Origin of the sequence: Maridesulfovibrio zosterae DSM 11974 (assembly GCF_000425265.1) — a bacterium.
GTDB lineage: Bacteria > Desulfobacterota > Desulfovibrionia > Desulfovibrionales > Desulfovibrionaceae > Maridesulfovibrio > Maridesulfovibrio zosterae.
This window is the reverse complement of record NZ_KE384342.1, coordinates 852,777-871,264: the sequence shown is the minus strand read 5'-3', so window position 1 is coordinate 871,264 and position 18,488 is coordinate 852,777. Positions and strand designations below refer to the sequence as shown.

Annotated in this window: 15 protein-coding genes; 6 read left to right on the top strand and 9 right to left on the bottom strand. The window is 41.2% G+C overall.

The genetic code is table 11. From position 1 onward, the window contains the following. Positions 1-2: 2 nt before the first annotated feature. Positions 3-2,054, top strand: a complete 2,052-nt coding sequence (locus H589_RS20525; protein ID WP_051249773.1) for an ATP-binding protein — start codon at positions 3-5, stop codon at positions 2,052-2,054. Between the two features lie 465 nt (positions 2,055-2,519). Further along, positions 2,520-2,783 carry an RNA recognition motif domain-containing protein gene (locus H589_RS0115600; protein WP_027722886.1) on the top strand — a complete coding sequence of 88 codons (264 nt, stop codon included), beginning with the start codon at positions 2,520-2,522 and terminating at the stop codon, positions 2,781-2,783. Positions 2,784-2,931: 148 nt separating this feature from the next. On the opposite strand, the gene H589_RS0115595 is transcribed toward H589_RS0115600, so the two are convergent. Then, positions 2,932-3,246, bottom strand: coding sequence for an NIPSNAP family protein (locus H589_RS0115595; protein WP_027722885.1), 315 nt, complete (start codon positions 3,244-3,246; stop codon positions 2,932-2,934). Between the two features lie 82 nt (positions 3,247-3,328). Then, positions 3,329-4,327: a LacI family DNA-binding transcriptional regulator gene (locus H589_RS0115590; RefSeq protein ID WP_027722884.1), complete on the bottom strand. Its 999-nt coding sequence runs from the start codon at positions 4,325-4,327 to the stop codon at positions 3,329-3,331. Positions 4,328-4,624: 297 nt separating this feature from the next. On the opposite strand from H589_RS0115590, the gene ptsP reads away from it, so the two are divergent. The 3 genes from ptsP to H589_RS0115575 are packed head-to-tail and all read left to right on the top strand — an operon-like array spanning position 4,625 to position 9,807. Further along, positions 4,625-7,096, top strand: coding sequence for a phosphoenolpyruvate--protein phosphotransferase (ptsP, locus tag H589_RS0115585; protein ID WP_027722883.1), 2,472 nt, complete (start codon positions 4,625-4,627; stop codon positions 7,094-7,096). A 13-nt stretch (positions 7,097-7,109) separates the two neighbouring features. Continuing rightward, positions 7,110-8,060 carry a 1-phosphofructokinase gene (pfkB, locus tag H589_RS0115580; protein ID WP_027722882.1) on the top strand — a complete coding sequence of 317 codons (951 nt, stop codon included), beginning with the start codon at positions 7,110-7,112 and terminating at the stop codon, positions 8,058-8,060. Positions 8,061-8,070: 10 nt separating this feature from the next. Next, positions 8,071-9,807 carry a PTS fructose-like transporter subunit IIB gene (locus H589_RS0115575; protein ID WP_027722881.1) on the top strand — a complete coding sequence of 579 codons (1,737 nt, stop codon included), beginning with the start codon at positions 8,071-8,073 and terminating at the stop codon, positions 9,805-9,807. A 158-nt stretch (positions 9,808-9,965) separates the two neighbouring features. On the opposite strand, the gene H589_RS0115570 is transcribed toward H589_RS0115575, so the two are convergent. Genes H589_RS0115570 through H589_RS0115560 form a run of 3 tightly spaced genes read right to left on the bottom strand, consistent with a single transcriptional unit; the run spans position 9,966 to position 12,754 of the window. After that, the gene (locus tag H589_RS0115570; protein WP_027722880.1) at positions 9,966-10,904 is read right to left on the bottom strand and encodes a PLP-dependent cysteine synthase family protein; all 939 of its coding nucleotides are present in this window, start codon (positions 10,902-10,904) and stop codon (positions 9,966-9,968) included. Positions 10,905-10,917: 13 nt separating this feature from the next. Next, on the bottom strand, positions 10,918-11,871 hold the full coding sequence (locus H589_RS19945) for a class I SAM-dependent methyltransferase (protein WP_051249772.1): 954 nt from the start codon (positions 11,869-11,871) through the stop codon (positions 10,918-10,920). Continuing rightward, a complete protein-coding gene (locus H589_RS0115560; protein WP_027722879.1) occupies positions 11,855-12,754 on the bottom strand; it encodes a DMT family transporter in 900 nt (299 codons plus the stop codon). The genes H589_RS19945 and H589_RS0115560 overlap by 17 nt, the downstream gene beginning before the upstream one ends. Before the next feature lie 419 nt (positions 12,755-13,173). Here H589_RS0115560 and H589_RS0115555 point away from each other — a divergent pair, with 419 nt between their 5' ends. Beyond that, a complete protein-coding gene (locus H589_RS0115555; protein ID WP_027722878.1) occupies positions 13,174-14,106 on the top strand; it encodes a LysR family transcriptional regulator in 933 nt (310 codons plus the stop codon). Positions 14,107-14,283: 177 nt separating this feature from the next. Here H589_RS0115555 and H589_RS0115550 read toward each other — a convergent pair whose 3' ends face one another. The 4 genes from H589_RS0115550 to H589_RS0115535 form a co-directional block, all read right to left on the bottom strand. Then, entirely contained in the window at positions 14,284-15,201 is a 918-nt protein-coding gene (locus H589_RS0115550) for a transporter (RefSeq protein WP_027722877.1), read from the bottom strand. A gap of 28 nt (positions 15,202-15,229) precedes the next feature. After that, positions 15,230-16,156, bottom strand: a complete 927-nt coding sequence (locus tag H589_RS0115545; protein WP_027722876.1) for an NAD(P)/FAD-dependent oxidoreductase — start codon at positions 16,154-16,156, stop codon at positions 15,230-15,232. A gap of 73 nt (positions 16,157-16,229) precedes the next feature. Continuing rightward, entirely contained in the window at positions 16,230-18,113 is a 1,884-nt protein-coding gene (locus H589_RS0115540; protein ID WP_027722875.1) for an aryl-sulfate sulfotransferase, read from the bottom strand. A gap of 15 nt (positions 18,114-18,128) precedes the next feature. Then, the gene (locus tag H589_RS0115535) at positions 18,129-18,437 is read right to left on the bottom strand and encodes a thioredoxin family protein (RefSeq protein ID WP_027722874.1); all 309 of its coding nucleotides are present in this window, start codon (positions 18,435-18,437) and stop codon (positions 18,129-18,131) included. Between the last annotated feature and the right edge of the window lie 51 nt (positions 18,438-18,488).

Below are 18,488 nucleotides of genomic sequence, written 5' to 3'. Positions count from 1 at the left end.
TTATGAGTGACAATCTCTTATTGATTTTGCATGTTGAGGATAATCCAGATGATCGCCAGCTTCTGCTGGATTATATGCTTGATGTGGAAGAAGATCATATGGAGATAATCAGTTGTGATACTCTATCCAAAGCTTTGAAAATATGCAGGGAGAGGCCTGTAAGTGCAGTTTTGCTGGATTTGAATCTTCCTGATTCAGATGGCTACGAAACATTTGATAAGTTATATCGCGAAAACAATAATATACCGATTATTGTGCTCACGATGATCGATTTGCGTGATTTGGCAGTTAAAGCTGTACGGAGTGGTGCTCAAGACTATTTGATAAAATCAGAACTGAGCGGACCGCTTATTGATAGGACTATACGCTATGCCGTATACCGTAAGGAAGCCTCAGTAGAGTTAGCTAAAAGAAAAGATCAACTCGAGGTTCTGGTACATAAAAGGACTAAAGATCTTATTGAGAGCCAATTATTATTAAAGTTAGTAGCAGATAATGTACCGGCAATGATATCTTTTGTTAATAATGAATTGCGCTATAAATTTGTGAATGTTCCTTATGCTCAGATGTTTGGAAAATATCGTGATGAAGTTGTAGGGGATACTTACCGGGAGCTTTTGTCTGAAGAAGACGATGCAGATATGATGCAGCGTGTTAATATGGTCATGTCCGGCACTAAGGTCTCGTTTGAAAAAGAATATCAACTTTCGGATAACACGCCCATATTTTTATTTACTTCATATGTTCCTTATGTTGCTCATAACGGCCTTGTCTGTGGTTTTTTCTCAATGACGATGGATATAACTGAAAGAAAGAAAAGTGAGCAGGAATTATTAAAAAAGCATCAGTTGTTACTGGATATTCTAGATGGTATTAAAGCGGCTGTTTTATACGTAGACACTGAAACATTTGAGATTGTAAAAGCCAATGTTCTGGCCGGTCAAATGATTGGGATGCCCATAGATGAGTTGATCGGAAATGATTTTCGCCAGTATATTTGCTCAAAGCCTTATCTGTATGATGGGTATGCATGTTTAACTACCGATGATATCGTTGAAAATAATGAGTTTTATTTGTTGCGTAGTGATGATTCTATCATCCCTATAGACAAAACAGTGTTACCAATGAAAATAGGTTCACAGTCATATTTTATTAAGATTCTATTCGATATAACCGAGCGTAAAAATATTGAGCAGCAACTGGCTCATGCCGTGAAAATGGAAAGTATCGGACAGTTGGCTGCAGGAATTGCTCATGAAATTAATACTCCGGCCCAGTACATCAATGATAATTTAAAGTTTATCAATGATTCGATTTCACAGGTTGTATCCATTATAAATTCTTATAAAAATATATTTGATAAAACAGATTTAAAAGATTGCTTGGCGCGAGAATACAAAGAACTTAAAGATAATATTGAAGATATTGATCTTGATTATATTTTAGCAGAAATTCCGATAGCTGTAACGCAATCACAGGAAGGTATAGGTCGCATTTCGGAAATAGTTAAGGCAATGAAGCGTTTTACTCATCCCGGGCAGGATTCAAAACAGCTTGTTAATATTCATGATGCTTTAGAGAGTACTGCAATTGTCTGTAGGAATGAGTGGAAATATCATGCGGAATTAAAAACTGATTTTGATGAATCTATGCCATTAGTGCCATGTTTTATTAACGATATTAATCAGGTCTTTTTGAATGTTATTGTTAATGCAGCACATGCAATCAGCCATAAGCAGAGTACTGATCATATTGCCAATAAGGAAAAGGGCATTATTACTCTGCAGACAAAGTATGTTGATGGATGGGCGCAAATTAATATTCATGATAACGGAGCGGGGATTGATCCTGATGTGCTGCCGAGGATTTTTGATCCATTTTATACTACAAAGGAAGTCGGTAAAGGTACCGGGCAGGGACTTTCGATCAGTTATTCTATTATTGTTACCAAGCATAATGGTGCTATAACAATCACAAGTAAAAAAGGGGTCGGTACTACATGTATTATCCGTATACCTGTTGATGATTCTCAGAAGACATATAGATCTAACTAAAGTATAACCTACGCGGCTATAAAGCCTCATCACTCTTATTTGGGCGATGAGGTTTTTTTGTGCCATTCAAAAAAAGTGATCAGTTTGATAAAATTTGTAATATGGCTATTGAATTTTAGAAATAATAAAATGAATTGAAGTATAGAAAAGTTGATTCACATAATTTATTAATATTTTAGTGTGTTATATGCTAATCTCTAGGGGATATTCACCTGTTTTGTCGATTGTTTTTTATAAAATATTAAATAAAAGGTATGTTTTTTTATAATAGTGCTTGACTTTGTTCTCGAAAAGATGGACTTACTCTTTAACGCCAGCCGTACCCGTGAAGGCACGGTCCCACTGTGACCTGCGCTGGTTTAATTTGAACAAGTCTATCGAGGAGCCTAGTACGCAACTTGTACGTGGCCCCTTTTTTTTTGTGCACGGGCGCATTATACATTTTCACTTTTTGGAGTTTTTTTGATGTCTAAGAATATTTATGTTGGTAATCTTTCCTGGTCCTCTACTGAAGAAGAAGTACGTTCCGCTTTCGAAGCTTTCGGTGAAGTTTTCTCTGTTAAACTTATCGAAGATCGTGAAACAGGTCGTCCTCGTGGCTTCGGTTTCGTAGAAATGGACGATAACGGAGCTCTCGAAGCTATCGACGCTCTTGATGGTAAAGATTTCGGCGGACGTAACCTTAAGGTTAACGAAGCTAAGCCTAGAGAAGAACGCCCACGTTGGTAGTTTTTCGGATATAAGCTGTAATAGCACTTGCGCCCGTCACTCTCACGAGAGGCGGGCGTTTTTTTATTGTCTATTCTGACCTAGCCAGCTCATTTCTGTAATTTACTTAATACTATTGCAAAGACAGATTGGTACTCATCCGTATACTTTATTTGATTGGCGAGAAGCTTGCTGCATGCATAATTTTATTTTCCTGCTTTTCCAGCATTTGCAGCGCTTCAGGCAGAAAATAGTTTTGCCAGTCATTGTCTGCATAAAGTTTTTTGCGATTTATAGTTCTCTGATCTAAACTTTCATAACGCCATATATGAACGACCTGGTTCAATTCCCCTATATCCGTATACCAGTATCCTACCAGTTCCGCATATTTTTTTAGAACGGGCAGTCCAACATCCTCAAAAAGTTTCATATATGAAGCAAGCATACCCGGGCGTATTGTATATGTCCGCATTTCAAAATACATAGTTTTAATAGTCCTCGTATATTACACATTTGAAAGTTAGTTTTTAAGTGGAATAGAGACATCTGTTTAGTGTGACTAAATACTAAACAGCTCCTGCACCGCAGGATTGACGGATAATCAATTTGCTGTCGAGGACCACTTTACGTATGGGGCGCTTAGGATCAATTATGCGTTTAATGAGCATCTCGCAGGCCGTTTGTCCTATTGCGTATGTAGGTTGTTCGACTACAGTAATTGCCGGGCGTGTCATTTCAGTCCATGCGGATTCATCAAAGCTGGCGAAAGCCACCTTTTCCGGTACAGCAAGTTCTTTGTCACGAATGGCCCTGAAAGCACCAGCTCCTAGAAGTCCATTGCTGGTAATGACAGCATCCGGAGGATCAGGAAGTTCGAGCAGTTCGCTCACAGCTTTATGTGCAGCATGTTCCTTGGCGGGTAAGTTTTTGATCAAAATATCATTTTCTGGAATTTCTGCTTCATGCAGGGCCTCTTTAAATCCACTCTGCCGCTGCTGGCCTGTTGCGCTATTGTTACCAAATAGTGCAGCTATGCGTTTATACCCCTGAGAAAGAATATGTCTGGTCAACTCAAGTGCGGCCTGTCTGTTGTCGATGAGAACCATATCCACCGAATGCCCCTGAACCTGACGGTCGATTACTACGATAGGCAAAGAGTATGATTTAGTTAGCGCAAAATTTTCAGACAGACGCAATGTCGGCGCAAGTATTACTCCTGCGGCATTTTCATTTTGCATCATTTCCAGATACATACGTTCTTTGTCATGATTTTCATCAGTGTTGCAGAGGATGACATTATAGTTGTTTTTTTGTGCAACATCTTCAACGGCTCGGGCTACTGAAGCAAAAAAAGGACTTTGAATGTCAGCAACGATCAAGCCTATGTACGTAGATTTCCGAGAGCGCAACCTTTGAGCAGCACGGTCAGGTTTGTAATTTGTCCGTGCGACTACTTCCAGCACTTTTTCCCGAACTTCTGGACGCACGTTAACTTTTCCATTTAAAACTCTGGAAACAGTAGCCGTTGAAACTCCGGCAGCTTCAGCGATATCCTTAAGTTTCATAACTCTCCTTATTATCACCTGTTATGCTCTAATGTAATCGTTTTCAGATTATATTTCAATAAGGATGGCCTAGAATTAGTTGCATGGTGTACGTGTGTTTAATTTGTTTATAATTAAATAGTTACGTTCTATATTGTGAAAAAATAACTTTTTTGTTTACAGTTTTTTAGAAACGATTATACTGGATCTAAATATTTGTGAGCACTATGTGTATTGCTTTATAACATTTTTTTTAGTTCACGATGTAATCGATTACATAAAGTTTTCAAGAAAGAAAAATTACTTGGGAGGCAGTCCATGGTTAATCTGAATGAAAATAACGTTAATTTAGGTGCAAAAGCATCAGGAAAGTTGGAAGCCATTGAGCAGGTCGGAAAGATCCTCGTCCGTGAGGGCTTTATTGAGCCTGAATATATTGACAGTATGAAGCGCAGAGAAGCTGTTGCTAATACTTTTTTAGGTAATGGAATCTCTATTCCGCATGGGCTGCCGGAAAACAGGGATAAGATTTTAAAAACAGGTGTGGCAATTCTTCAAGTTCCGGAAGGAGTGATCTGGAATCCTGGCGAAACGGTTCATATTGTTGTCGGTATTGCAGCAAGATCAGATGAACATATTGAAATTCTGACCAACCTGACTCATGTGTTGGATGATGAGCAAACTACCAGCCGTCTTGCAATAACAAAAGATCCTGCTGAAATTGTCCGTGTTCTGAGTGGAGAATCAAGGTCAGTAAGTAGACCTGCTCCTACACTGGATGTTTCTGATTTTGACGTTTCAATTGATGTTACAATAATGGGAGAGCATGGACTGCATGCTCGTCCTGCTACTTTTTTTGTTGATATTGCCAAGAAGTATGATTCTGAGATTCAGGTCGAATTCGATGGACGGTCCGGCAATGGCAAAAGTCTTGCTTCACTGCTTAAGCTTGGAATATCCGGTGGAAAGACCATGAGGATTCATGCAAAAGGTGATGATGCCAGTCTTGCCCTTGCTACTCTAAAAGAGGCTGTGGATGAAGGGCTGGGTGAAGAATCTGAAGAAGCTGCTATTCCCCGGATTGAGCATGGATGGAGACCTCAGGATGTTAAGCAGACTATTCCCGGCTGTACCGCTTCCCCCGGGCTGGCTACAGGTCCTGTGCATCAATATACTCATAGCCGGATAGTGGTAGAGGCTATAGCCAAGGACCCGAAGCATGAATCATCAGAACTAGCTCATGCTATTGCTGCGGCCCGTCTTAACCTCCGTCACCTGTATAACGAAGTTCGGGCTAAATCAGGTGAGCCTAGAGCCGCAATCTTCCGAGCCCACGAGGCGTTTCTTGATGATCCGGAAATTCTTGTTGAAACTGAAGCTCTTATCCGAAATGGAAAAAGTGCAGGATATGCATGGCGTCAGGTAATAGATGATCGTGTACATATACTTGAGCAGCATGATGATGAACTTCTTGCAGCTCGAGCTATGGATCTTCGGGATGTCGGGCGGCGTGTGTTACGGCATCTTGCCGGAGTTGTACAGGATCAGCCATTTACCCCGAGTAGGCCTGTCATTCTTCTTGCCGAAGACCTTACTCCATCAGATACAGCTCAACTTGATCCTTCTCTTATTCTTGGGTTTTGTACCTCCGGTGGTGGTCCTACTTCACACTCTGCGATAATTGCCCGTTCTCTGGGAATTCCAGCCATTGTTGCAGCCGGCCCAAGTATTCTTGAAATTGTTGATGACACTATTGCCATCATTGATGGCGATTCCGGTAATTTATATCTAGAACCCAGTCCTTCAGATATTGAAACAGCGGATGCTGCTAAGCTTGAATTAGAAGAATTGCGTAATGAAGAATATCGCGCCCGCTATGAACCAGCCCTGACAACAGATGGTGAGCGCATTGAGGTTGTCGCCAATATCGGCAGAGTCAGTGAGGCTGAAAATGCTGTAAACGCTGGCGGGGAAGGTGTCGGGTTGATGCGTACCGAATTTCTTTTTCTCGAACGCGATACCCCTCCTGATGAAGAAGAGCAGTTCCAGAGTTATAAAACCATGGTTGAAGCGCTTAACGGGCTTCCAATTATAATACGCACTTTGGACATAGGCGGAGACAAGGCCGTTGCATATCTGGATCTGCCTCCGGAAGACAATCCTTTCCTTGGTGAACGTGGTATCCGTTTGTGTCTCAATAGACCTGAATTTTTCCTTGTCCAGCTTAGGGCTATTTTCAGGGCTTCCAAATATGGCCCTATCCGTATCATGTTTCCCATGATTGCAACCCTGGATGAATTGGAAGCTGCAAAACGTCTGGCTGAGAAAGCCCGCATTGAAGTTGGTGCTGAGGCTCTTGAAATAGGAATCATGGTTGAGGTTCCATCTGTAGTTTCCATGGCTCGCGAATTTGCGCAGGTTGTGGACTTTTTCTCTATAGGAACAAATGACCTGACTCAATATGTAATGGCTATTGATCGGGTTCATCCAACTCTTGCAGCAAAGGCCGACAGTCTGCATCCAGCGGTATTACGTATGATTGATCAGGTCGTGAAGGCTTCTGATGAAGCTGGAATCTGGACAGGAGTCTGTGGTGGACTGGCCGGAGAACCCCTTGGCGCGACTATTTTGGCCGGTTTGGGAGTTAAGGAGCTGAGTATGGTTGTTCCAAGTATTGCCGCAGTCAAAGCCCGTATACGCTCAATCAGCATGAAACAGGCTCGTGAATTGGCGCAAAAAGCTTTGAGCTGTCGTGACAATAAGCAGGTTAGAGCACTTAGTCTGTCATGAGTTGGAGCAAATAATGTCAAAGTTCAAGCATATTATAACGGTGACTATGAATCCGGCTATTGATCTGGCTTGTCAGGTTCCTGATTTTACAGCCGGAAAGGTCAACCGTGTTGCCGGTTATCAGACTGATGCGGCGGGAAAGGGTGTTAATATTGCTGTTCTGCTGCGTAAATTTGATCTGCCGGTGACCGTCACTGGTTTTTTAGGTGCGGATAATGCCCTTATTTTTGAGAAGTTGTTCAGCAGCAAGGGCCTCAAAGATGAATTTGTCCGTGTTCCTGGTGAAACACGTATCGGTGTTAAGGTTCTTGATCCTGACTCTGGCGCTACAACTGATATCAATTTTCCGGGGCTGTCACCTGATGCAGGGCATGTTGATAAGTTAATGCAAACAGTTGATAATTTGGCTGACGAGTCTTCTATTGTAGTCATTGGAGGCAGTCTGCCTGCAACAGTTTCTCCCGCGGCAGTGGGACAGTTGGTCAATGTAATTAAGTCTTGCGGAGCAAAAGCCGTTGTGGATACCAGCGGTCCGGCACTTAGCAGTGCAATTGTGGCGGTTCCATGTTTAGTAAAACCAAATGATGCTGAACTTTCGGAACTTGTCGGGCGTCCTTTGAAAAAAAAGGAAGAGCTTGTGAATGAAGCTCGGCGCATGAATCGGTCCGGCATAGATACGGTTGTTGTTTCTCTCGGTTCGCAGGGGGCTTTGTTTATCAGTCAGGAGGAAGAGTTTTTTGCAAAGCCTCCAACAATAAATGCGGTCAGTACCGTTGGAGCAGGAGATGCCATGATAGGAGGGATGGTGGCAGGAATGGCACTTGAGTTGTCTCTCAGGGAGCGGGCCTGTCTGGCAACTTCATTGTCGGCTGCCACAGTGGCTCAGGCTGGACCGAGTCTAGAAGATATTGAAATTGCAAAGGAATTGGAAGAACAGGTAGTGATTGAAACAATCAGCTTTTGAGGGGGTTTACATGTCTAGAATTATAGCTGTTACTGCGTGTCCCACCGGAGTGGCTCACACAATCATGGCTGCTGAGGCTTTGAAGAAAGTCGGCGAAAGCATGGGGCATCAAGTTGAGGTTGAAACTCAGGGTGCTGAGGGCGCAAAGGATGTTCTGTCGCAGGAAGTGATTGATGCGGCTGAAGTGGTTATTATTGCGGCGGATATCCATGTTGATCCTGCACGCTTTCAGGGTATGGCAATGTATGCTGTGTCTACAAGTGAAGCAATTCGTAATACTAAAAAAGTTATAGAGACAGCTCTAAATGAATCAGAAGAATTTTTAGCAGAAAAAAAAGCTGCGGCTCCAGAGACAAAACATAAATTTATTGTCGGGGTAACTTCTTGTCCGACCGGTATAGCGCACACATTTATGGCTGCTGAAGCTCTTCGCAAAGCCGGTGAAGCGCTTGGTTATGAAGTTAAGATCGAAACTCAAGGGTCTGTCGGGGCAAAGAATGTTTTAACCGCAGAAGACATAGAACGTGCTGATGCTGTGGTCATAGCTGCAGATGCCTTTGTAGATCTAAAGCGTTTTGCCGGAAAACCTCTTTATGAAACAGGCACTAAAGATGCTTTGCGAGATGGAGTGCAGGTTATTAAGTCTTCACTTCTTGCTGTTCCGACTGGCAAAAAGGAGCTTGTCGATCAGGTTGGAGATTTGAAGAAAGAACGTTCAGCTGCCCGCACCGGACCATATAGACACTTGATGACAGGTGTTTCCTATATGCTTCCTGTTGTTGTCGCTGGAGGGCTTTTGATTGCCCTGGCTTTTGCTTTCGGCGGAATTTACGCTGGGGACATGGAGGGAACCTTCGGCTGGGCTTTGATGCAGATAGGCGGGGCTGGAGCTTTTTCTCTTTTTGTTCCGGTGCTTGGTGCATTTATTGCCTATTCAATTGCACAGCGTCCGGGGATTACTCCCGGATTAGTCGGAGGACTGCTTGCCACTAATGTCGGAGCGGGATTTCTCGGTGGTATCGTTGCAGGATTCATGGCCGGATATCTGACTAAATTTCTCAATGATAAAATTAAACTGCCCATGAATCTTCAAGGGCTCAAGCCTGTTTTAATTTTACCGTTTCTGTCTACATTGGTCGTCGGTCTGATGATGATTTATGTCATAGGACCGCCGGTTAAGATTGCACTGACAGCTCTCTCCGAATGGCTGCAGAGTTTGCAGGGAACCAGCGCCCTGACTCTGGGACTTCTTTTAGGTGCTATGATGGCTTTTGATATGGGCGGTCCTGTTAATAAAGCCGCATATACTTTTGCCGTGGGGCTCCTTTCCGCTAAGATTTACGGTCCGATGGCAGCAGTCATGGCAGCAGGAATGACGCCTCCGTTGGGACTCGCTTTGGCAGCTACTCTTTTTAAAAATCGTTTCACTGAAGATGAACATGAGGCGAGTAAGGCTGCCTTTGTACTTGGTATCTCTTTTATCACTGAAGGGGCTATCCCATTTGCCGCCCGTGATCCGTTCAGGGTAATTCCTTGCATAATGTTAGGTTCTGCGGTTACTGGAGCCATTTCCATGGTTATGAAATGTACTTTGATGGTCCCTCACGGCGGTATCTTTGTATTGCCCATACCGAATGCTGTTACAGGCTTGCTCCCTTATGCCATAGCTATTGTGGCCGGAACAGTTATAACCGCAGTGGCTCTGTTTGTAGCCAAGAAGCCTGTGGATGTAGTAGAGCAGATATAAATCTGTATATTTTGCAACTTATTAAAATATATAGTCTTTGAATACTAAAACAAAGCCCTTCACAGTACTGTGAAGGGCTTTGTTTAATTTGTAAAAAACTCAAGTCCCACCATTTGTAAAAATGGTGGGACTTTTAAAGTTTAAAATTAGCAAGTTTTTTAACTGAATATTTTTGATAAATATTTCACACCGCTATCGGGCAAAATAGTGACGATATTCGCGGGATGCTCTAATGAATTCATCAACTCCAGACATCCCCAAATATTAGCTCCTGAACTTCCTCCCGCGAAGATTCCTTCTTTTCTAGCAAGCAGCCGTGTAGCAGAAAAAGCCATATCATCTGTGAACTGCATCATTGAATCGACTATAGAAAAATCCATGCATTTTGCAATATGATCTTCTCCAATGCCTTCAACCTGATATGTAGAAATAGATTCTTGCGAATAAGTTCCTGTATTGAAATATTCATAATATATTGAGCCAATAGGATCAGGCATAACAACTTTAATCTTAGGGTCCATTTCCTTTAAAAATTTACCAACCCCAGAAATCGTTCCTCCTGTACTACCGGCTGCAACAAAATAATCAATATTACCTCTCAATGTATTCCATATCTCAGGACCTGTACTATTATAGTGTGCTTCTACATTTAATCTGTTATCATATTGATTTAACATTACTGCATTGTCTGTTGTACTGGCAATATCCCTGGCTTTTTGAACATAATGTTCCGGTGAACCTGGAGAAGCAGATGTAGGACATACAATGACTTCAGCACCTAATGCTTTCAATGTTTCCTGTTTTTCTCGGCTGACTTTGTCCGGCATTGTAAGGATAACACGATACCCTTTGGGAACTGCAAGCATAGCCAAGGCCGCTCCTGTATTACCCGATGTGTTTTCGACAATCACTCCGCCTCGTTGTAATTTGCCAGATTTTTCATACTCATTTAAAATGTAAGAGACCATTCTATCCTTTACACTTCCACCAGGATTAAGGAATTCAAGTTTTGCATAAATTCGTATATTGCTGATACCGGTTAAATTCTTTAATTCAATAAGTGGCGTATTGCCTATGGCACTGTTTAGACTGAACATTTCGAATCTCCTATTAAATTGGACTAGCCTCAATAACCACGACAGTATGACCTATTTCCTGCCCTGCGTTACTTCTTTTCATGGCTTCATGCGGGGTAATTGCATATTTGCTCAAACAATTCTCCAGTTGATATGCTTGAGCATGCTCATCAGATCTTTGTACAGAAGAGAATGTCTTTTCCAGCGCCTCGACCGGATAAAAATAAAATGGGCCATAACCAGCTTTCTGGCTGGCTGAATAGCCTCCAATAACTTCATCGGGTTCAGATTGGATTTTCCAGTTGTAAGTTAATATCTTAGGCCAATAATTTGCCCGGATGAACATTGCGCAAATACCTGCAAGTGAACATCTACCTCCAATGGAGCATAAGATTTTTCCATTTTTAGTTAAATGTTTACGGGCTGAAATCAGCAAAGAGTAATGTGACTCCAATAAAAGTTGCTTTGCAATGAAAGGGATACCCTGTCTTTCTTTGATAAAACTTGAACTATTCTGGCTGGTGAATATAAAATCCGTATCTGTTGCAGGAATATTTGGAAGATTTTCGTATATAAGATCAAATTTTAAATCTGATTCTGTGAATGGACTCATTAAATCACCAGTATATCCGGTGATTTTTACATCTGTATTATCCTTCAAATTTAATTTAATATTGCTAAGTGCCGTAGAAACTACTTCGTTATGTATGTCGGTGATAGTTACTTCTGACGGAGTAAGTATCTCAATGGCTGCGATTGCATCGAGACCAGCCCCCGTTCCAATTGTGCAAAATGAATTAATATCATAATTTTTATTTTTGAATTCCTTAAAAGCAGGGGCCGCTACAGAGTGCACCCAGTCCTTTTTCCAGTCAGAGCTCTTTGGGGAATACGAATAGTCTGTTAAAGCGATTGTTAATTCATCATTAACATTGTTAAGAACTTCTTTAGTGCAGATCATTGACTTCGTGTTAATTGTTGTTTGCATTATGCCTCCTATTAGTTTGTATAAGAAATATACCGGTTAGTATCATCATCAATCCTAATATGAAGTAGTGATGAATTTTTTCGCCAAGAAATATAACTGCCAGAATAGATCCAAATATTGGATTCAGGTAATGAACAGATGATGCTAGTGATGGGTCTAGTTTTCTTAAAATATGGAACCATAATATTGTCGCACCTATTGATACAACAAAAACAAGATATGATATGCTGAAGATAAGTTGTGCATTTAAATGAAGCAGTGAAAAGTCCTCAATGAAATATGACATTATAAATAATGGAACAGATCCGATTATTGATTGGTATGCAACAAGGTACAATAATGGATAATTATTTAGCTCTAATTTATTGAATAAAATTGTTCCTAAAGAAAAGGCAGAGACTCCAAGTAGAATTAGAATTAAACCATTCATGTCAAAGTAAACATTGCTGTCATACACTGCTATGATGGCTGTCCCGACAAGTCCTAGTATTAGTCCAACTACAGCTAGCGGGGTTATTTTCTCTATTAAAAATAAAACAGAGAACATCGTGGTGATTATTGGAGTTAAAGATACCAATACGACTACGACTGAGGCCGATACATTTTTAAGTCCTATAAATACCAATCCCAGATACAGTACGTTATTTAATATTCCGAGCAGTGTTATTTTATATATGTTCCTGATACAAAAAAGATCTTCATAACCGAGTATTTTTGCGATAATAAGTAGTATTATTCCTGCAATAAAAAAGCGGATGCCAAGCAACAGTAGTGGAGGACAATTCCTGATTGCAATTTTTCCTGCGATAAAAGCCGAGCTCCAAAGTATACTGAAAACAATACTTGTCATTATCCAAAAGTAGGTCATATTAATTTTCGTCATGTATTTACATCTCTATAAATGGAATCAGTTTAAAATTCACTTTATTGATAATTAGAAGTGGTATTTTTGTTGGATATTTATCTACATAATTTAATTGCCGTTGCAAAATTACTTTTTTTGCACTTGCACAACAAATTTGGAATATTGAATGTATGTATTGGCTAAAAATAGTTATACTTATCGTTTTGACATAAATTGAGGATATTTCGAAATTGAGTCGATACGCAGAGGAGCAATTAAATAGTTCAGCCTATTGTTATAGGTTTACTAAATAGTTGTCGTATTTAGGTTTTATGATTTAAGATAAGAAAACTTGTGCTTTTACTTTTGATATTTGAAATGATAACGCTTTTAAACCTAGTCATTATAATGTTTAGTAGAATGCGGAAGACTATTTCTCGCAAGCGGAGATTTATCTAATGAGAACTGATCTAAATATTGGCTTATTGCGTACTTTTCTAACTATCGTTGAATGTGAAGGTTTTGCCCGTGCCAGTCAAAAGTTGTGTTTGACTCAATCTGCAGTCAGCAGGCAATTAAGCAAACTGGAATCTTCTCTGGGAGTGAAGCTTTTATCTAGGAAGCAGGGTAGACTGCTGGGCGTTACAAAAGCAGGGAAGGAGTTATCTTTATCAGGAAATGAATTATTAAGCTTGCATGATACTGTTGTAAAAAAGACGATTGTTACAGGAAAATTGACTTCAATACGTTTAGGAATTGTCAACGATATTGCTCCGAGCTATATTTCTCGGTTACTTACACACTTTTCTATCCATTTTCCTAAAATTACTTTGGATATGTCTAGTGGAGACTCAACACAGCTATTGAGCAATATGAAGTCTCGCATGATCGATATAGCTCTTATTCGGCAACCACCCAATAATCGTGTGGGTGATCCATTAAGAAAGGAGAGGTTGAAATGGGTTGGATCACCAGACATTGTCTTCCATAATAATGGTGTTGTTCCGCTTATCCTATTCCCAGAAGGTTGTGCTTACAGAGAACAGATTATTCAGGCTCTGGACCGGGAAAAAATCCCATGGAAAGCAGTCTTTTCAAGTCCTGACATCGCCACAGTAGAGGCAGGCGTTTTGAGTAAGGTTGGTCTTGTAGGGTTACCTGAATCAGTGATTGGAAACCTTCCGGTACATTCACTGTCATCATTGCCAGACCTTGGATACTCGGAACTGACTCTTGTGACCCCAAAGGCATCAAAACTTTCTTCTGCATTAAAGGATCTTATTTCGTACATTCAAAATGATTTTATCTCATACATTCAAAAGGATCTTGAACCACAGAAAGAATTAGAACCAGTAACAGCAAATTCATTAGAGTCTGTAGCAGCTATATAATTCGTTGTCTGGCAAGTGGCTTCTATGCGCTGTGAAAACAGTGTTAGTAAATGAAGGGTAGCAGTAACTTTTAGAGCGTATGATAATTATTGCTGTATAGTTATGATCTTATCCCCAATAGAGAAAGCCGATCCATACGAACCGGCTTTCTCTAGATTATTGATGCAAAATTTCAGGTTACTTGAAGAGAGCCGCCAGATCAAAAGTTTTAATTAACTTGAATTCAACTCTGTAATCATCGGAACAGGCTTTTGTTCCCTGATACCAGCGTTCGACTGGAGCTTTGAATGTAAGCCCTGCAAAAGTTCCCCACGGTTTATATTTATAGGCAACTTTAGGCCCAGCATACCACTCCAATGATGAGTCTTTCAGCATTAATCCGTTTTGCTCAGATTCAGCATAAATTTCCATACTTGATTCGAGTCCTATGTCCCAGTTCTCATTAAGAGCATAAGCGTAAGCCAGATTCCAGCGAAACCTGTCCCCTTTCTGGTAGTCGTGACCACCCTCTGAAAAAGTAGCATAGTTTACTTCAGTATCAAAACGGTTTGCATAGAGAAAATATGTGGCGCCGATTCCGCCCATAACACCCCATGCAGAGTTACCAGCTACATTTGATGAATGTTCACTTACTGTTCCTGTAGGTAAAATGGGGCCAAAGTCAATTGCCAGGGAAAACGGGTCTCCAGCTTTCTGATTCAAGAGACGTTGATGCAGGAGAAGGCTCATATCGCCAACACCATACAAATCATGATTCGAAGTATTGGTCTTTTCCATATGAACATTATATACAGGTATTGCAATACGGGCATCCAGGCCATCCCATATACCATAACGAAGTTTGAAAACTTCATTCAGCTTTGTAGCTTTAGTATTACCATTGATGCGCTTACTATGTTTCCATAAACCATTACTGTCCCCAAAAAAGATATTGCCACCAACAGCAAGTTTTCCTGTTGGCATGGACAAACCGCATGGTCCAAACGTAGTACTTGCTGGCCCCCATGCGACCGGGTAATTTTCTTCAGCATAAACAGTTACACCACAACATAGTATCATCAGCGCGATAAGCAGCTGAACCTTCATCCACTTCATCATATACTCCATTTTGGGTTTAGTAGGATTATCCTTTTAAACTTTCGACATATTTAGCGGCACTGTTGGCGGCGATAGCACCATCAGAGCAGGCGGTAATAATTTGGCGTAGTTTTTTGCTTGTGATGTCGCCTGCACCGTAAATGCCTTTCACTGAGGTGCGCATTTCGTCATCAACATCGATGAAACCGAAATCGTTAAGAATTCCCAAATGCTTAAAACTATCAGAGGTAGGCATCAGACCTATATACTCAAATACACCGTCGCACTTCACGTGGCGTTCTGTTGCATCTTCTTTAGTTGATTTGAATTTAACTCCATCCAGAGCTCCGTCACCTGTGAATTCGATAATGTCCTGATAAGGATAGATGGTGACGTTTTCCATAGCGCGAAGCTGGTCACAAGCTTTAGGATCAGCAGTCAGGTCAAACATGGTGACAATGGTTAGTGAAGAAGTAATGCCTGCGAGATAAATAGACTCTTCTACTGCGGAGTTTCCGCCGCCGATTACGACAACATCTTTATCGCGATACTGTGCACCGTCGCAGATGGCACACCAGCTGACTCCGGTGCCTGCAAAGTTGTCTTCTCCCGGTACGTTGAGTCTTCTGGGAACAGTTCCTGTTGCGAGGATGACAGTTTTTGTCTCAAAACGTGCGTCGTCTTCTTCGCAGATAACTGTTTTAGTCTCGCCGTTATCGACAATGTCCAAAACTGTTTTGTAATCAAATTCCACGCCCAGATTCTGAGTATGTTCAAACATCTGCATGCTAAGTTCAGCACCATTGACGACGCCGGAACCAGTATAGTTTTCTATCTCATTGGTGTTGATCATCTGACCGCCGGGAGACAGTCTATCAATCATAAGAACAGACATGTTGGCACGGATTGCATATATTGCTGCAGTCATTCCGGCGGGACCGGCACCGATAATAAGAACATCATAAATTTTCATGATTACTCCTTATAAATTTGAATAAAAAAACCGCAGCAGAATGATATCTGCTGCGGATGTGTTGGGACGTTAACTAGCCTGCGTAGATGGAAACACCCAGATGGTATTTCTTATCGTTGATGATGAGCTTTAAGGTATAGCGTCCTTTTAGCCCTTCTTTACTTACATTCAATTTCACATCGCGGTCGTCGTCTTCTAAGAAAGTACCGGAGCACATTGCAAGATGACGAGTAGCTGCAGTATTGATGAAGTAGTTGCAATTAGATTCAGAGCCTTCAAGGCAGAGCATTGCCAGAGTGCCACGTTCAAATTTGCCATGAAAAACAAAACGGTCTTCATCTTCTTCGATAATGATATTGTGCCAAGAATTGGGCAGATCATCGATTTCTTCTACTTCAGGATCAGTATCAAATGTTGGAGTAACATCCAGTTTACCGAGAAGCTGTCCGGGGCCGAAGGTAACGTTGTCACCATCGTGGTACAGAGGCAGTTTTTCAGCACGGTAGAAATTGCCTTCGGTTTCCATTTCGTAAAGGACAACACCATTTTTCTCTTCTACAGTAACGGAACGCAATTCAACATTTGGGTCTTTTTTATCAAGAAAAGCCGGTAATGAATCTGAAGGCAGTCCGTTTTCATAACCGATTCCGCCTGAATGGATCATGTAGTGACCTTCATTGTAGTATTCTACATTACAAATATACGGGGAAAAGAATTCAGGTCCACGTTCTTTACCGTACTGCCATACCTGTTCTATTTCCATCTTATCGGTATCAATGCGATAGCGAACGCCGCGAGAAAAATTTTCAGCGTTTTTGATATAATTTTCAGAAGATTTGGCACGATACTGGCCGTTGTCAAAGCACATTACATCACCGGAAGGAGTTATGAGACAAGCGTGCTGCTCATACTGCCAGTCAAAGTTTTCTACATCACCAACTGGGGTAAAGAAGTACTTATCAACCATTTCCTGAGGCCAGCCTTCAGGATCACCAACAATCCAATTGAGTTTTCCTGAATCATAATCAATGTTGATGACGGCATCCTGATGACGTCCAGATAAAGTCAAACTGTTAGTTTTTTTGTCATACCAGACAGCATTGTTATGGAACCAGTCATGAGCATCCTGAGAGCCGGAGCCTGCAACGTCCTGTGGCAGTACGTCTTTAAAATCCCATGTTTTAAGGATTTCACCGGTTTTGCGGTCTACAAGTACGCATTGATCTTCCACTGTTTCGGAATGTAGATCCTGAGTTAAAATCAAAAGATTTCCGTCTTCCATTTCCAGCTGATCATGGTGATAGTTACCGGGAATGCGATATTCTTTGTAAATTTTACCCATCATATCGATCTCGACGAGACCTGTTGCATTATATGGCATATGGCAGAAACGCGGGGAGCCTGTGAGCAGGTTGCCGTTTGCAGCCCGTTTCAAATCAAACATAGTGTTAACGGTCAGCATCCAACGGATGTTGCCTTTGTAGTCATATGCTGCAGGGCTGTTTTTACCTGCAGTACTCAGAAACATAAGATCGTCTTTGAGGTAATCTATGGAAGTAGAAATCTGCCTACAACGGCTAACTCTTGCGGGAAGTTTTTCGGTCTTGATAGTAAGTGTAGTACTGGAACCGTCGCAAAGTTTTATTTCGACTTTGTTGTCAAAGTCTTCGTAAAGACCGAGAATTGGCAGCTTGTGCACAGTGCCGGAAGCGAAAGTATGGCTGAGATCTTCACGCTGTATACGTTTGCCGTGAACTGTCACGGTTGGAGTGGCGTCCTTTGGTGTTGTAAACATTACAAGAGCGCACAATGGGTTAATCAGGTAAGGATTTTTAACTACGAGCGGATTATCCAGAGTGTATTCACTCTTTTCAAAATCTGCCAGAAATGCTTCCTCAGCTGTTGTCTGCTGGGTAATCAAATGGTCTTCACAGGTGTAAGTAATTCGATTGCTCATAATAATTTCTCCAATTTATGCGATTGCTTCAATTTCTTTTACTATTACCGGCTTCTGCTTAAGTCCGGCTAAACGACTGACTTCTTTGCCGTCCTTCATGAACAGCATGGAGGGAAATCCCTTAACTCCAAGGCGTTCTTTGAGTTCCTGATTTTCGTCGTAATCAATTGTGTAGATTTTAAATTCCGGTTTCATCTTGTCGATGTCTTTGAGCACGAATGCCAGCATTTTGCATGGGCCGCAGCTTTTAGAGTAGAATTCTACCAGCATAGGGCCTGAAGCATCGAGAGCATCATACTCTTCAGTGTTGATTTCTTGGATCATTTTAAACCTCCTGATTAATTAAATAAATATATGTTATAGTTTATTGTATTT

Coding starts and splice junctions, on each gene's coding strand:
- H589_RS0115600 (WP_027722886.1), top strand. CDS start 2,520: ATGTCTAAGAATATTTATGTTGGTAATCTTTCCTGGTCCTCTACTGAA.
- H589_RS0115550 (WP_027722877.1), bottom strand. CDS start 15,201: ATGAAGTGGATGAAGGTTCAGCTGCTTATCGCGCTGATGATACTATGT.
- H589_RS0115540 (WP_027722875.1), bottom strand. CDS start 18,113: ATGAGCAATCGAATTACTTACACCTGTGAAGACCATTTGATTACCCAG.
- H589_RS0115575 (WP_027722881.1), top strand. CDS start 8,071: ATGTCTAGAATTATAGCTGTTACTGCGTGTCCCACCGGAGTGGCTCAC.
- H589_RS0115590 (WP_027722884.1), bottom strand. CDS start 4,327: ATGAAACTTAAGGATATCGCTGAAGCTGCCGGAGTTTCAACGGCTACT.
- H589_RS19945 (WP_051249772.1), bottom strand. CDS start 11,871: ATGCAAACAACAATTAACACGAAGTCAATGATCTGCACTAAAGAAGTT.
- H589_RS0115570 (WP_027722880.1), bottom strand. CDS start 10,904: ATGTTCAGTCTAAACAGTGCCATAGGCAATACGCCACTTATTGAATTA.
- H589_RS0115560 (WP_027722879.1), bottom strand. CDS start 12,754: ATGACGAAAATTAATATGACCTACTTTTGGATAATGACAAGTATTGTT.
- H589_RS0115555 (WP_027722878.1), top strand. CDS start 13,174: ATGAGAACTGATCTAAATATTGGCTTATTGCGTACTTTTCTAACTATC.
- H589_RS0115545 (WP_027722876.1), bottom strand. CDS start 16,156: ATGAAAATTTATGATGTTCTTATTATCGGTGCCGGTCCCGCCGGAATG.
- pfkB (WP_027722882.1), top strand. CDS start 7,110: ATGTCAAAGTTCAAGCATATTATAACGGTGACTATGAATCCGGCTATT.
- H589_RS0115595 (WP_027722885.1), bottom strand. CDS start 3,246: ATGTATTTTGAAATGCGGACATATACAATACGCCCGGGTATGCTTGCT.
- ptsP (WP_027722883.1), top strand. CDS start 4,625: ATGGTTAATCTGAATGAAAATAACGTTAATTTAGGTGCAAAAGCATCA.
- H589_RS20525 (WP_051249773.1), top strand. CDS start 3: ATGAGTGACAATCTCTTATTGATTTTGCATGTTGAGGATAATCCAGAT.
- H589_RS0115535 (WP_027722874.1), bottom strand. CDS start 18,437: ATGATCCAAGAAATCAACACTGAAGAGTATGATGCTCTCGATGCTTCA.